Raw genomic sequence first — 12,833 nt, 5'->3', positions numbered from 1 at the left:
GATCCTAGACGTGGAAGCTTTCAGCCAGCTTTCGCTGGCAAGCAGATGTTGAGAGGTTTTTCCGTTTTTCTGTCGGAAAAATCAGGGCAGCTCCAAACCACCGGCGGCTTTGTGCAGTGCCCGTAGATGCTCGCCCACCTGTTTGAGGTTGGCTTCGCAGGCGGCAATTTCGGCAGCGCGGGAAGGCTCCAGCAGCACCCTCACCTCTTTATCCAGTTCGCCGCTCAGCGATTGCAACTGCTTCTGGCGCTCGGCGCTTTCGGATTCCAGGCGCTTGGATTCCGAAGGTTGCGGCAGGCCGTATCCGCTACTGCCAAGCAATTCCGCCGGGCGGCTGAGGAAGCCGCTGTTGGCGAGGATCTGTTGCAGCGTCTTGTTGGCCTTTTCCATGCCGCCGTTTTTCAGCTCTCGGGCACCCAGGTAACGCTGTTTGACTTCGTCTTGGGCCAGCATCAGTTGCTTGCGATAGCTGGCCTGTTCCAGCAGCAGCAACGCGGCGCTGGTGCGCAGGTCGGCCTGGCTGAACCATTGGCGGCGCTCCTCTGCGCTGAGCGACAACCAGTCTTCGACCTGGGTTTGCTTGATCGGCAGGTGTTTGCGCAACACCTCGAACATCGCCTGGTAGCGCTCACGGAACGAGTCGAAGTGATAACCCCGGCGCAGCGCTTCGCGTTTGTCATTGAGTACGCTGGTGTCAGCCAGCCCGCGTGCGGCGAGCACTTCCAGCAAACCGTTGGGGGTGATGTTATCCAGGCCGGTGAGCTGTGGATTGGCGCTGCCACTGCGCAACAGTTTCAGGCTCTCTACCGCGCAGTTGTTGGAGATGAAAAAGTAATTGCCGTCGTAGCTCCAGTGCATTTCGGCGGCGTGTTCCACGGTGTCGTTGATTTCTTGGCGCGTCAGCTTCAACGGCACAGACGCCAGGCCGCGCAATTCGGTCTTGGTGTACTCGTCGATCACTTGGGCCAGCGGCAGTACGAACAGCCGCGACGGGTATTTGCCGACCAGGCCGTCCCAACTCGACAGCTGTACGTCGCCGACGAACGCGCGGTAAGACAGCACCAAGTGTTGGTCCAGGTCCAGCCGACAATCGGGGCCGCGTGGGCGGCCCGGCGCGCAAATCACCAGGCGCAGCATGCTGTGGCCCCAGCGGCTCACCAGGTTCTGGTTGGCTTCGGCCAGCAGGTAGTCGATTTCATACACCCGCTCCGGGTCGATATGGCCCAGCGGGGTTTTGGCGAAATCGTTGCCTGCATTGAGAAACGCGTAGGTCTTGGCGCACGTGTCTTGCTCTGGCGGTGCCCAGCCGAAGTGTTCCTTGTAGTAGCGAAACAGTGCGGGTCGGCGGCAGGCGTAGCTCGGGTCGAGCAGGAAGTACTCCATGTTGACCGCCACGAACTCCAGCGGGCTGGTGGTTTCGTAGATGTCCGGGCTGCGTACGACCTGATTGTTGTGCTGCTCGCGCTCACCGCGGCGGCCGACGTATTGCGGCCAACCGGCAAGGTCGAGCAAGCGTGGGTCGTCACTCAAGGTAAAGCGGCGGTCATTTTGGCCACGGCATTGATCGGGCAGGCCAATCAAGCCAGTGATGTTGTTCTGGCGGCTGCAGCGCTGGATCAGTGCGCGGTCGTCTTTGGACCACAGGCGCGCACGGTCATAAATGTGGGTCAGTTCATGCAGCACAGTGGCGAGCATTTCGCGGCGTACGGTGCCGTGGGGGCGGTTGGTTTTTTGGGTGGCGGCGCTGCCGTCGGTCAAGCTTTCGAGCAGGTTTTGGTTGAGGTCCAGCTCAGACACCAGTGACGCCTGGCCGTAAGCGTTTTCGGGCATCTTGTCGGTCCAGCCGACATCGATTCGACGGTCGAGCTGCTCGACAAAGCGCGGCGGCAAAGCGCGCATCGCTTCATCAAGCAACGCCTGGCTGGCCTGTTGTTGGGCCGGGCTCAAGCCATCGGTCTTGAGCCGCAGTTGCAGGCTGGCCTGGGCTGCGCTTGCACAGAGCAGCACAGTGGCGGCCAGTAGCCAGGCGACCAGGCGCCTCACAGTGCGAGGATAGCTTCGGCCAGGGTCTGGTCGCTGGCATCGCGGGCTTCCGGCACGCGGGTGCGCAAGGTGTCGAAGGCGGCTTCCAGTTGCGCACCACGGATGTCGCCATTGGTGGCGACGAAGCTGGCAGCGTCATCGTGGGCTTCGCGCACGATTTTGGAGTCGCGGATGGACGTGGTGGTGTCTGAGGTGAAGTCAATGGTGCGGGCCGAAGCACGTACAACAATGTTACTGGTGGCCTTGAGGGTTTGCGCGTGGGCAACATCGGCCAACAACAGCAGGCCGAGAGCGGCGGCGATCAGCGGGCTACGCATGGACTAACTCCAAAATACAAAGATGGTTATTGGACGAGAATTGCTTGCGCCAGTTCACGGTCACTGGCGTTAAGTTTTGGCCGGGTGCGGCGCAGGTAATCCAGCGCGGATTCCAGGCGTGCTCCCCGCCATTGGCCGTCAGTGGCAATAAAAGCGGCAGCGTCATCCTGGGCGGCCAGTACCATTTTTCTGTCAAACGGCGCGGAGGTCACTTTGCTGGTGGCGTAGGCACTGATGACAGTGCTCTGAGTGCTCACGTCAAAGGCTTGCGCCCAAGGTGACCAGCAGGCTGAAAACAGCGCGGGAACGATCAACAGGCGGTATGAAAAAGCCATGGGACTCGACAACTGAAAGCGAGCGCCAAGGCTAGCGCAATGCCCGGGCGAGAGCCAGCGCCGACACATTTGGAAGCGACTGGCGCTTCCAAATGTAGAACAGCCGTCAGATGGTCAGAATGGCCTGGGCCAGTTGTGCGTCAGTGGCAGCGTTCAGTTGCGGCGCTTGTTGGCGGATCTGCGCCAGGGCGCTTTCCAGTTTCACGCCACGGATCGCGCCTTCGCTGGCAACAAAACTTGCAGCGTCGTCACGGGCAGCCTGTACGACTTTATTGTCGCGCAGGGAAGACGTGGCATCCGAGCTGGCGTCGGAAGTGGCTTTCAATGCGCCGACGATCGAATCGGTGGTCACGATAAAGCTGCTCGCGTTGGCATTGGCAGCCAAGGCGAACAAGGCAGCAGTACTTAACAGGCGAAGACGGGACATGGGATGACTCCTGTAGATGAACAGATAAAGCGGCGCAAAGCGGCCACTGTGAAACCGACATTGTTGCTGTTAGGCATCAGACGCCCGTTCTACAAGGTTCGCCACGTAGTGGAGCGATCTTAAGCCGCAGTTCATCGGTTCGGGAAGACCCTGACCGTTCAGTTTCGCCAGAACGGCCCGGATCTCAAATTGTACCGCCTGACCGAGATATTTATTTAACTGTACTGGTTTATTGAAAGGCTGCGGTTTTGCGCACGAAAAGCTGAATCGCAGAAGCAACAAAGCCCGCCTCCGGTTACCCGGGGCGGGCTTTGTTTTTACAATTCAAGTTGCTGGCGGTGGACCCGGTGGGTCAGGGCCAGCGGGCGCTCATTAGCGCCAGAACGGCTTGCTCAGCTCTTCGTAGCGTTGAGCTTCGCTGATACCGGCGTCAGCCAGCAGACGCGAATCCAGACGAGCCAATTGATGGCGGCTGGAGATGCGGCGCTGCCACAACATCAGGTTGGCAATAACGCGCAAAGGCATGGAAGCCTGGGTGTTTACAGCTTTTTCTTCAAAGAACAGATCGGAACTGAGTGTACGTTCCATGGTGACATCCTTCCGCTTGTGGCGGGATTAGGTAGTGGTTTAACTGATGCCAATGATCCTCCTCCGGCACAAGACTCACTAGATACAGTTCACCTGTATTGTGCGAGGCCAGTTAGCTGTTTATAAGGGCTGTACTGTACGGAAATGGGGCAACTGTACCTGTCTGCACTGAAAGTGTGCAAAATTGGCTTTTCTGGCAGATTGCGTAGGGTATTTCGGTAGGAAACTACCGGTACAGCAGTACAGTTTTTTACGGAAGTGCCATTGAAACAGGCGGGCTGATGAAACTGTATCTGCATCAGCCCGAATCTGTATCAATCAGGCCTTGAGCATATGCCCGGTTTCTTCCAGGTTAATGTGCCAACTGAGCGCTTCGCGCAGGATGTGCGGGGTGTGCCCGCCGATGGCGCAAGCGGTTTCGAAGTAGGTGTTCAGCGCATCGCGGTACGCCGGGTGCACACAGTTGTCGATGATCACCCGTGCGCGTTCACGCGGTGCGAGGCCACGCAGGTCGGCCAGGCCGACTTCGGTGACCAGAATATCGACGTCATGCTCGGTGTGGTCCACATGGCTGACCATCGGCACTACGCTGGAGATCGCGCCGCCCTTGGCAATCGACTTGGTGACGAAGATCGCCAGGTGCGCATTGCGCGCGAAGTCCCCCGAGCCGCCAATGCCGTTCATCATCCGCGTACCGCAGACATGCGTGGAGTTGACGTTGCCGTAAATGTCGAATTCAAGCGCGGTGTTGATACCGATAATCCCCAGGCGGCGCACCACTTCAGGGTGGTTGGAGATCTCCTGCGGGCGCAGTACCAGTTTGTCCTTGTAGTGTTCCAGGTTGCCGAATACGTCGGCATTGCGCCGCTCGGACAAGGTGATCGAACTGCCGGAGGCAAAGCTCAGCTTGCCGGCGTCGATCAGGTCGAACGTCGAATCCTGCAGCACTTCCGAGTACATGGTCAGGTCTTCGAACGGCGAATCGATCAGGCCGCACATGACCGCGTTGGCGATGTTGCCGATCCCGGCCTGCAGCGGGCCAAGCTTGTTGGTCATGCGGCCAGCGTCGACTTCCTGTTTGAGGAAGTTGATCAGGTGGTTGGCGATGCCCTGGGTATCAGCGTCAGGCGGCGTGACGGTGGAGGCCGAGTCGGCCTGGTTGGTGATCACAATGGCGACGATCTTTTCCGGCGGAATCGGAATCGCGGTGCTGCCAATCCGGTCGTCGACTTTAACCAGCGGGATCGGCGTGCGAGTCGGCCGGTAAGTCGGTATATAAATGTCGTGCAGCCCTTCCAGGTTCGGGTTGTGCGCCAGGTTGATCTCGATGATCACTTGCTTGGCGAAGATCGCGAAACTGGCCGAGTTGCCCACGGAGGTGGTCGGCACGATATGCCCTTGTTCGGTGATCGCGATCGCTTCGATCACCGCAATGTCCGGCAACTTGAGCTGGTTGTTGCGCAGTTGCTCAACGGTTTCCGACAAATGCTGGTCGATAAACATCACTTGGCCCGCGTTGATCGCCTTGCGCAGGGTGCTGTCGACCTGGAACGGCATGCGTCGGGACAGCACGCCGGCTTCGGTCAGTTGCTTGTCCAGGTCATTGCCCAGGCTGGCGCCGGTCATCAGGGTGATTTTCAGCGGCGAGGTCTTGGCGCGTTCGGCCAGGGCGTGGGGCACGGCCTTGGCTTCACCGGCACGGGTGAAGCCGCTCATGCCGACGGTCATACCGTCCTCGATCAGTGCGGCGGCGTCTGCCGCGCTCATGACCTTGTTCAACAACGAAGGCAAGCGGATACGATCACGGTACATGGATTGTTATCTCGGGCTACGGAAGCAAGGTGCGCAGTTTAGTGATTTCAAAAAGTTTCGGCGCGCTACCATGGTCGAATGCCATGCAGCGATTTAGAGCCTTTGGTCGGGTTTCATGCGCTCATAAAAAACCCCAGCCTACGCGAGGCCGGGGTTCAGGGTATTGCGCTGGCGCAGTATTATTCGACGGCTTTGACCATGTCTTCGATGACCTTTTTGGCATCACCGAAGACCATCATGGTCTTGTCCAGGTAGAACAACTCGTTGTCCAGGCCCGCATAGCCGCTGGCCATCGAGCGCTTGTTGACGATGATGGTCTTGGCCTTGAAGGCTTCCAGAATCGGCATGCCGGCGATCGGCGAGTTCGGGTCGTTCTTGGCGGCCGGGTTGACCACATCGTTGGCGCCCAGCACCAGCACCACGTCGGCCTGGCCGAACTCGGAGTTGATGTCTTCCATTTCGAATACTTGGTCGTAAGGCACTTCCGCCTCGGCCAGCAGCACGTTCATGTGCCCGGGCATGCGGCCAGCCACGGGGTGGATCGCGTACTTAACGGTTACGCCGTGGTGGGTCAGCTTTTCGGTCAGCTCTTTAAGCGCGTGCTGCGCCCTGGCCACGGCCAAGCCATAGCCCGGCACGATGATCACCGTGTCAGCGTTGGTCAGCAGGAAGGTCGCATCGTCGGCAGAGCCGGACTTCACCGGGCGGGCTTCTTTCGAGCCTGCAGCAGCGGTTGCATCGGCAGTGTTGCCGAAACCACCGAGCAGCACATTAAAGAAGGAGCGGTTCATCGCCTTGCACATGATGTACGAGAGGATCGCGCCGCTGGAGCCGACCAGCGAGCCTGCGATGATCAGCATCGAGTTATTCAGCGAGAAGCCGATACCTGCCGCCGCCCAGCCGGAATAGCTGTTAAGCATCGAGACGACCACCGGCATGTCGGCGCCGCCAATCGGGATGATGATCAGCACGCCGAGTACGAAGGCCAGCGCCAGCATCAAGGCGAAGGCGCTGAGGTTGCCGGTGAACATGAACGCAAGGCCCAGGCCCAGCGTTGCCAGGCCAAGCACCAGGTTCAGTTTGTGTTGCCCGCCGAACTGTACCGGTGCGCCCTGGAACAGACGAAACGTGTACTTGCCCGACAGTTTGCCAAAGGCGATCACCGAGCCGGAGAAGGTAATGGCACCGATCGCGGCGCCGAGGAACAGCTCCAGGCGGTTACCGGCAGGGATCGAATCACCCAGGTGTTTGACGATGCCCAACGATTGCGGCTCAACCACCGCTGCGATGGCGATGAATACCGCCGCCAAGCCGATCATGCTGTGCATGAACGCCACCAGCTCCGGCATTTTGGTCATTTCAACGCGCTTGGCCATGATCGAGCCCGCGGTGCCGCCGATCAGCAGGCCGACAATCACGTAGCCGATGCCGGCGGTTGCAAGCTCGGCGCCGAGCTTATAGATGAGGCCCACGGTAGTCAGCACGGCCAGCGCCATGCCGAGCATGCCGAACAGGTTGCCGCGTCGCGACGTGGTGGGGTGCGACAGGCCTTTGAGGGCCTGGATGAAGCAGATCGACGCGATCAAGTAGAGCGTCGTAACCAGATTCATGCTCATTACTTCGGCGCCTCTTCTTTTACTTTCGGGGCTTTCTTCTTGAACATCTCAAGCATCCTGCGGGTCACCAGGAAGCCACCGAACACGTTGACCGCCGCCAGCGCCACGGCCAGGGTGCCCATGGTTTTACCCAGCGGCGTAACGGTGAGGGCTGCCGCCAGCATGGCGCCGACGATCACGATTGCCGAAATAGCGTTGGTCACTGCCATCAATGGGGTGTGCAGTGCAGGTGTGACGTTCCAGACCACGTGATAACCGACATAAATCGCCAGTACAAAGATGATCAGGTTGTAGATACCGGGGGAGATAAGCTCTTCCATCGTCTGAATCCTTGTTTAGGCGTTTTTGCGGATGACTTGGCCGTCGCGGCACATCAGGCACGCGGCGACGATGTCGTCTTCAAGGTTGATTTCAAACTGCCCTTCCTGGTTAAACACCAGCTTGAGGAAGTCCAGCAGGTTGCGCGCATACAAGGCCGACGCGTCGGCGGCTACAGCGCCCGCCAGGTTGGTAGGGCCGCAAATGATGACGCCGTTTTCCACCACCACTTGGTCAGCGACGGTCAGCGGGCAGTTGCCGCCCTGCGCCGCCGCGAGGTCGATGACGACTGAGCCGGGTTTCATCTGCGCAACGGTGTCGGCGCTGAGCAAGGTCGGCGCTTTACGGCCGGGGATCAGCGCGGTAGTGATGACGATGTCGGCTTGCTTGGCGCGTTCGTGCACGGCCAGGGCTTGGCGTTGCATCCAGCTGGCCGGCATCGGGCGCGCATAACCACCGACGCCGACGGCGCATTCACGTTCTTCATCGGTTTCGTACGGCACGTCGACGAACTTGGCGCCAAGCGATTCGATTTGCTCTTTTACGGCGGGGCGAACGTCGGACGCTTCGATCACCGCACCCAGACGTTTCGCCGTGGCGATGGCCTGCAAGCCCGCAACGCCTGCGCCGAGAACCAGCACCCGAGCGGCTTTGACGGTGCCCGCGGCGGTCATCAACATCGGCATGAAGCGTGGGTAGTGATGGGCTGCCAGCAGCACCGCTTTATAGCCGGCGATGTTCGCCTGAGACGACAGTACGTCGAGGCTCTGGGCGCGCGACGTGCGCGGTGCAGCTTCCAGTGCGAAGGCGGTGATGCCGCACTCGGCCAGCTTGGCAATGGTCTCGTTGCTGAACGGGTTGAGCATGCCCACCACGACGCTGCCGCTTTTGATCAGCGCAAGCTCGCTGTCACTGGGGGCAACCACCTTCAGAATCAGCTCGGCGCCAAACGCATCGCCCGCACTGCCAAGGGTTGCGCCAGCGGTTGCATAGGCACTGTCGACGATGCTGGCGTTAAGGCCTGCGCCGTTTTGTACCGTGACCTTGTGGCCCTGGCCGATCAGCTTCTTGATGGTTTCCGGGGTGGCAGCTACCCGCGTTTCACCGGTCTGGGTTTCGAGAGGAACACCAATGTGCACGTCAAATCTCCTGCATGATCTTTTTGCTTTGATTTTGTAAAAAGGCCAGTGCACCGCGAGTGGCGCAACTGGGGCGGCCGATCAGCACGACCCCGCTGAAATGACAGCGGGGCGCGGCATTTTGCAGGCGAACTTTACGGCCTTCAAGAGATTATGACGGGTGACGAAAAATTAACTACAAGTCACCCTGTGACTGATTGTCGCAATACACAGCAATAAACCCTTCTAATACAGGTGGTTAAAGGGTTAAAACAGTGTTAAGTCGCGCTTTTGATTTCTCGCGTGAATAACCGTACATGGATCGGTAATAGTCCCTGCAGCCCCTGATAGTCGTGGCTTGCAGTTCGATTTTTAGCTTCTTCGCACAATCCATAAAAAGCGACATATACGTATATCTGTAGGATTTTTATGTAGCTGACTACAAGGTCAGTAAATTGGAATCGGCCTTTAAATATGGGGGCTGTAGCGCTGTGATTGGTCGATCAGCCAATCCCTGAAAGCGTGTAATGACGCGGATTCGACTTTTCTCTCGGGAATTATCAGGTAATAAGCCTTCGAGCTGCTCAGCGCTTCTTGGCTCGCGATTACCAGCCGGCGCTCGTTCAGTTCGCGTTGAATCAGGAACGGCGGGATCAGTGCAATGCCCATGTCGTGCATGGCTGCTTGGGACAGCATTGAGAATAGCTCGTAACGAGGGCCTGTCATGTCGCGGGGCACGCTGAGCTGCTGGGCGTTGAACCATTGGCGCCACGCATAAGGGCGGGTGGTTTGCTGCAGCAGTGGCAGTTCCGCGATGGCCTGCGGGCTGAAGTGCGTGCGGCTGCCGAGCAGGGTCGGGCTGCACACTGGAAGCGGGTTTTCGCCCATCAGCCTGTGGGATTCGGTACCCGACCAATCGGCATCGCCAAAGTAGATTGCTGCGTCGAATTCGGTATCGGCAAATAGAAAGGGTCGCGTGCGGTTGGTGAGGTTGACCGTCACTTCCGGGTGTCGGCATTGAAAGTCCTTGAGGCGCGGGATCAACCATTGCGTGCCAAAGGTTGGCACCACTGCCAGTTCGATCACGTTGGCGCCCTGCTGCCCCATGACCGACAAAGTGTCGCGCTCCACGGCGTCCAGTTGCATGGCGACGCGACGGCTATAGGACAGCCCTGCTTCCGTCAGCTTTACCCCGCGTCGCGAGCGCCGAAACAGCTCGACACTTAAAAATTCCTCAAGGCTCGCAATTTGTCGGCAGATCGCACCTTGGGTGATGGAAAGCTCAAGCGCCGCCTTGGTAAAGCTCTCGTGGCGAGCCGCCGCTTCAAAACTGACCAGGGCGGTGGTGCTGGGGATTTTTCTGCGCATATACGTTGTACTCACATATAAAGCGCGTCTGCGCCCTTCTCGGTGGTTTCGGAGTGAGAAATTAGCACAACCTTATGCACAAACCTCGTTTGCCCTTGTCGCCCGCGCCGCCTAGGCTGCATCCACGACTTCTGATTTTTCCCGCGAGGACTTATTCATGGCTGGCAAGGCAAGCTTCAACTGGATTGATCCACTGTTGCTCGATCAGCAGCTCACCGAAGAAGAACGCATGGTGCGCGACAGCGCTGAGCAATTCGCCCAGGACAAGCTGGCCCCGCGTGTGCTCGAAGCCTTCCGCCATGAACAGACCGACCCGGCGATTTTCCGTGAGATGGGCGAGACCGGCTTGCTGGGTGCGATGATCCCCGAGCAGTACGGTGGCAGTGGCTTGAGTTACGTCAGCTATGGGTTGATTGCGCGTGAGATCGAGCGTGTCGACTCCGGCTATCGCTCAATGATGAGCGTGCAGTCTTCATTGGTCATGGTGCCTATCAACGAATTCGGCACCGAGGCGCAAAAGCAGAAGTACCTGCCCAAGCTGGCGTCTGGTGAATGGATCGGCTGCTTCGGCCTGACCGAGCCGGACCACGGCTCCGACCCTGGCGCGATGATCACGCGTGCGCGCTCGGTGGACGGCGGCTACAGCCTGACCGGCGTGAAGATGTGGATCACCAACAGCCCGATCGCAGATGTGTTTGTGGTGTGGGGCAAGGACGATGCCGGCGATATTCGCGGTTTTATCCTGGAGAAAGGCTGGAAAGGTCTGAGCGCTCCTGCGATTCACGGCAAGGTCGGCCTGCGCGCCTCGATTACCGGTGAAATCGTCATGGACAACGTGTTTGTGCCGCAAGAGAACATCTTCCCGGATGTGCGTGGTTTGAAAGGCCCGTTCACCTGCCTTAACTCGGCGCGTTATGGCATCTCTTGGGGCGCGCTGGGTGCTGCTGAGTTCTGCTGGCACACCGCGCGCCAGTACACGCTTGATCGCAAGCAGTTCGGCCGCCCATTGGCAGCCACTCAATTGATCCAGAAGAAACTGGCCGACATGCAAACCGAGATCACGCTGGCCTTGCAAGGTTGCCTGCGCCTGGGCCGCATGAAGGACGAAGGGACGGCTGCGGTTGAAATTACGTCGATCATGAAGCGCAACTCGTGCGGCAAGTCCCTCGACATCGCGCGTATGGCGCGCGACATGCTGGGGGGTAACGGCATCTCGGACGAGTACGGCGTGGCGCGTCACCTGGTCAACCTGGAAGTGGTCAACACCTATGAGGGCACTCATGACGTGCACGCGTTGATTCTTGGCCGCGCGCAAACCGGTCTTCAAGCGTTCTATTAATAGGAGCACGGCATGGGCGCGCTTTCACATCTGCGGGTGCTGGACCTATCGCGAGTACTGGCGGGCCCTTGGGCCGGGCAGATCCTGGCGGACCTGGGTGCGGAGGTCATCAAGGTCGAGCGGCCGGGTAATGGTGATGACACACGTGCATGGGGCCCGCCTTTCCTTAAGGACGCCTACGGCGAGAACACCAGTGAGGCTGCGTATTACCTGTCGGCCAACCGTAACAAGGAGTCGGTGACCATCGACTTCACGCGACCGGAAGGCCAAAAACTGGTGCGCGACCTGGCGGCCAAGTCCGACATCCTGATCGAGAACTTCAAGGTAGGTGGGCTGGCGGCGTATGGGCTGGACTATGAGTCGCTCAAGGAGATCAACCCGCAGTTGATCTACTGCTCTATTACGGGCTTTGGTCAGACAGGGCCTTACGCGTCTCGCGCGGGTTACGACTTTATGATTCAAGGGCTGGGTGGGCTGATGAGCCTGACCGGTCGCCCAGAGGGTGAAGACGGTGCCGGGCCGGTCAAGGTGGGTGTGGCGTTGACCGACATCTTGACGGGGCTTTACTCGACCGTGGCGATCCTCGCGGCGCTGGCGCACCGGGATCACGACGGTGGTGGTCAGCATATCGACATGGCCTTGTTGGATGTACAGGTGGCGTGTTTGGCTAACCAGGCGATGAATTACCTGACGACGGGTGTGTCGCCGAAGCGCTTGGGTAACGCTCACCCGAATATCGTGCCTTATCAGGATTTCCCCACGGCTGATGGTGACTTCATCCTCACCGTCGGTAATGACGGGCAGTTTCGCAAGTTTGCCGAGGTGGCCGGGCAGCCGCAGTGGGCTGATGACCCGCGCTTTGCGACTAACAAGGTGCGGGTGGCTAACCGTGCAGAGCTGATCCCGCTGATTCGTCAGGCAACAGTCTTCAAAACCACGGCTGAGTGGGTCTCGCAGTTGGAGCGAGTGGGTGTGCCGTGTGGGCCTATCAATGACCTGGCGCAAGTGTTCGCCGACCCTCAGGTCAAGGCGCGTGGGTTGGCGATGGCATTGCCGCATGCATTGGCGGGGCTGGTGCCTCAGGTGGCCAGCCCGATACGGCTGTCCAAAACCCCGGTTGAGTACCGTAGCGCGCCGCCTCTATTAGGCGAGCATACGGCTCAAGTGCTGCAAAGTCTGCTGGGTTTGGCGCCGGCGCAGGTGGCTGCTTTAAAAGCAGCGGGCGTTATCTGAGCGTTCCCTTCTATATAGAGAGCGTTAAGGGCGCTATTTAGGTTGTTTTTTAATCAATCCTGACTAATTGATAGAAAAGCAAAATTAACGGTTGACGGCAGATTCTGGACGTCTATAATTCGCCCCACTTCCGGCGCAGTCGAAACGGAAAACTCCTTGGTAAACAAAGAGTTATGCGAGATTCGACAGCGAGTTGCTTCAGTTCATCGAAGCCCAGAAGGAGTTGGTAGGGCGGTGTTGTTTGGCTCTATTAACGTTTCGATCTTCTCGGTCGAAAGCGGAGAAAAAGAGGTGTTGACAGCAGCGTGTAACGCTGTAG

Annotated in this window: 12 protein-coding genes; 2 read left to right on the top strand and 10 right to left on the bottom strand. The window is 58.9% G+C overall.

Annotation, left to right across the window (positions count from 1 at the left end):
• Nucleotides 1–81: 81 nt before the first annotated feature.
• From ACOZK9_RS18285 to ACOZK9_RS18240, 10 genes are all read right to left on the bottom strand, one after another.
• Complete coding sequence (locus ACOZK9_RS18285; RefSeq protein ID WP_058413923.1) at nucleotides 82–2,043, bottom strand: DUF7844 domain-containing protein; 1,962 nt, start codon at nucleotides 2,041–2,043, stop codon at nucleotides 82–84.
• Nucleotides 2,040–2,360: a DUF2388 domain-containing protein gene (locus ACOZK9_RS18280; RefSeq protein WP_058413924.1), complete on the bottom strand. Its 321-nt coding sequence runs from the start codon at nucleotides 2,358–2,360 to the stop codon at nucleotides 2,040–2,042. The genes ACOZK9_RS18285 and ACOZK9_RS18280 overlap by 4 nt, the downstream gene beginning before the upstream one ends.
• Nucleotides 2,361–2,386: 26 nt before the next feature.
• Nucleotides 2,387–2,695 (bottom strand): DUF2388 domain-containing protein, encoded by a 309-nt coding sequence (locus tag ACOZK9_RS18275; RefSeq protein ID WP_058413925.1) that lies wholly within the window; start codon nucleotides 2,693–2,695, stop codon nucleotides 2,387–2,389.
• 106 nt (nucleotides 2,696–2,801) lie between these two features.
• Nucleotides 2,802–3,122 carry a DUF2388 domain-containing protein gene (locus tag ACOZK9_RS18270; protein WP_421556300.1) on the bottom strand — a complete coding sequence of 107 codons (321 nt, stop codon included), beginning with the start codon at nucleotides 3,120–3,122 and terminating at the stop codon, nucleotides 2,802–2,804.
• 372 nt (nucleotides 3,123–3,494) lie between these two features.
• Nucleotides 3,495–3,710, bottom strand: a complete 216-nt coding sequence (locus ACOZK9_RS18265; RefSeq protein WP_099236514.1) for a DUF1127 domain-containing protein — start codon at nucleotides 3,708–3,710, stop codon at nucleotides 3,495–3,497.
• A gap of 318 nt (nucleotides 3,711–4,028) precedes the next feature.
• A complete protein-coding gene (locus ACOZK9_RS18260) occupies nucleotides 4,029–5,522 on the bottom strand; it encodes an acetyl-CoA hydrolase/transferase family protein (protein WP_058413928.1) in 1,494 nt (497 codons plus the stop codon).
• A gap of 179 nt (nucleotides 5,523–5,701) precedes the next feature.
• Entirely contained in the window at nucleotides 5,702–7,138 is a 1,437-nt protein-coding gene (locus ACOZK9_RS18255; protein WP_421556299.1) for an NAD(P)(+) transhydrogenase (Re/Si-specific) subunit beta, read from the bottom strand.
• Nucleotides 7,138–7,458: an NAD(P) transhydrogenase subunit alpha part 2 gene (locus ACOZK9_RS18250; protein ID WP_003187417.1), complete on the bottom strand. Its 321-nt coding sequence runs from the start codon at nucleotides 7,456–7,458 to the stop codon at nucleotides 7,138–7,140. Before ACOZK9_RS18250 ends, ACOZK9_RS18255 begins: the two co-directional genes overlap by 1 nt.
• Before the next feature lie 15 nt (nucleotides 7,459–7,473).
• Nucleotides 7,474–8,595 (bottom strand): Re/Si-specific NAD(P)(+) transhydrogenase subunit alpha, encoded by a 1,122-nt coding sequence (locus tag ACOZK9_RS18245; RefSeq protein WP_058413930.1) that lies wholly within the window; start codon nucleotides 8,593–8,595, stop codon nucleotides 7,474–7,476.
• Between the two features lie 447 nt (nucleotides 8,596–9,042).
• Nucleotides 9,043–9,942 (bottom strand): LysR family transcriptional regulator, encoded by a 900-nt coding sequence (locus ACOZK9_RS18240; RefSeq protein WP_058413931.1) that lies wholly within the window; start codon nucleotides 9,940–9,942, stop codon nucleotides 9,043–9,045.
• A 157-nt stretch (nucleotides 9,943–10,099) separates the two neighbouring features.
• Here ACOZK9_RS18240 and ACOZK9_RS18235 point away from each other — a divergent pair, with 157 nt between their 5' ends.
• Nucleotides 10,100–11,281 carry an acyl-CoA dehydrogenase gene (locus tag ACOZK9_RS18235; RefSeq protein WP_152750429.1) on the top strand — a complete coding sequence of 394 codons (1,182 nt, stop codon included), beginning with the start codon at nucleotides 10,100–10,102 and terminating at the stop codon, nucleotides 11,279–11,281.
• Nucleotides 11,282–11,293: 12 nt separating this feature from the next.
• Nucleotides 11,294–12,514: a CaiB/BaiF CoA transferase family protein gene (locus tag ACOZK9_RS18230; protein WP_122250165.1), complete on the top strand. Its 1,221-nt coding sequence runs from the start codon at nucleotides 11,294–11,296 to the stop codon at nucleotides 12,512–12,514.
• The last annotated feature ends 319 nt before the right edge of the window (nucleotides 12,515–12,833 follow it).

Origin of the sequence: Pseudomonas kitaguniensis, assembly GCF_049199985.1 — a bacterium.
Taxonomy (GTDB): Bacteria; Pseudomonadota; Gammaproteobacteria; order Pseudomonadales; family Pseudomonadaceae; genus Aquipseudomonas; species Aquipseudomonas kitaguniensis.
Note: the sequence above shows the minus strand (reverse complement) of the source record. Positions and strands in the feature narration are given on the sequence as shown.

Excerpts from the sequence above, each read along its gene's own strand:
- ACOZK9_RS18280 (WP_058413924.1), bottom strand. The coding sequence starts at position 2,360 with ATGCGTAGCCCGCTGATCGCCGCCGCTCTCGGCCTGCTGTTGTTGGCC.
- ACOZK9_RS18275 (WP_058413925.1), bottom strand. The coding sequence starts at position 2,695 with ATGGCTTTTTCATACCGCCTGTTGATCGTTCCCGCGCTGTTTTCAGCC.
- ACOZK9_RS18270 (WP_421556300.1), bottom strand. The coding sequence starts at position 3,122 with ATGTCCCGTCTTCGCCTGTTAAGTACTGCTGCCTTGTTCGCCTTGGCT.
- ACOZK9_RS18265 (WP_099236514.1), bottom strand. The coding sequence starts at position 3,710 with ATGGAACGTACACTCAGTTCCGATCTGTTCTTTGAAGAAAAAGCTGTA.
- ACOZK9_RS18260 (WP_058413928.1), bottom strand. The coding sequence starts at position 5,522 with ATGTACCGTGATCGTATCCGCTTGCCTTCGTTGTTGAACAAGGTCATG.
- ACOZK9_RS18255 (WP_421556299.1), bottom strand. The coding sequence starts at position 7,138 with ATGAGCATGAATCTGGTTACGACGCTCTACTTGATCGCGTCGATCTGC.
- ACOZK9_RS18250 (WP_003187417.1), bottom strand. The coding sequence starts at position 7,458 with ATGGAAGAGCTTATCTCCCCCGGTATCTACAACCTGATCATCTTTGTA.
- ACOZK9_RS18240 (WP_058413931.1), bottom strand. The coding sequence starts at position 9,942 with ATGCGCAGAAAAATCCCCAGCACCACCGCCCTGGTCAGTTTTGAAGCG.
- ACOZK9_RS18235 (WP_152750429.1), top strand. The coding sequence starts at position 10,100 with ATGGCTGGCAAGGCAAGCTTCAACTGGATTGATCCACTGTTGCTCGAT.
- ACOZK9_RS18230 (WP_122250165.1), top strand. The coding sequence starts at position 11,294 with ATGGGCGCGCTTTCACATCTGCGGGTGCTGGACCTATCGCGAGTACTG.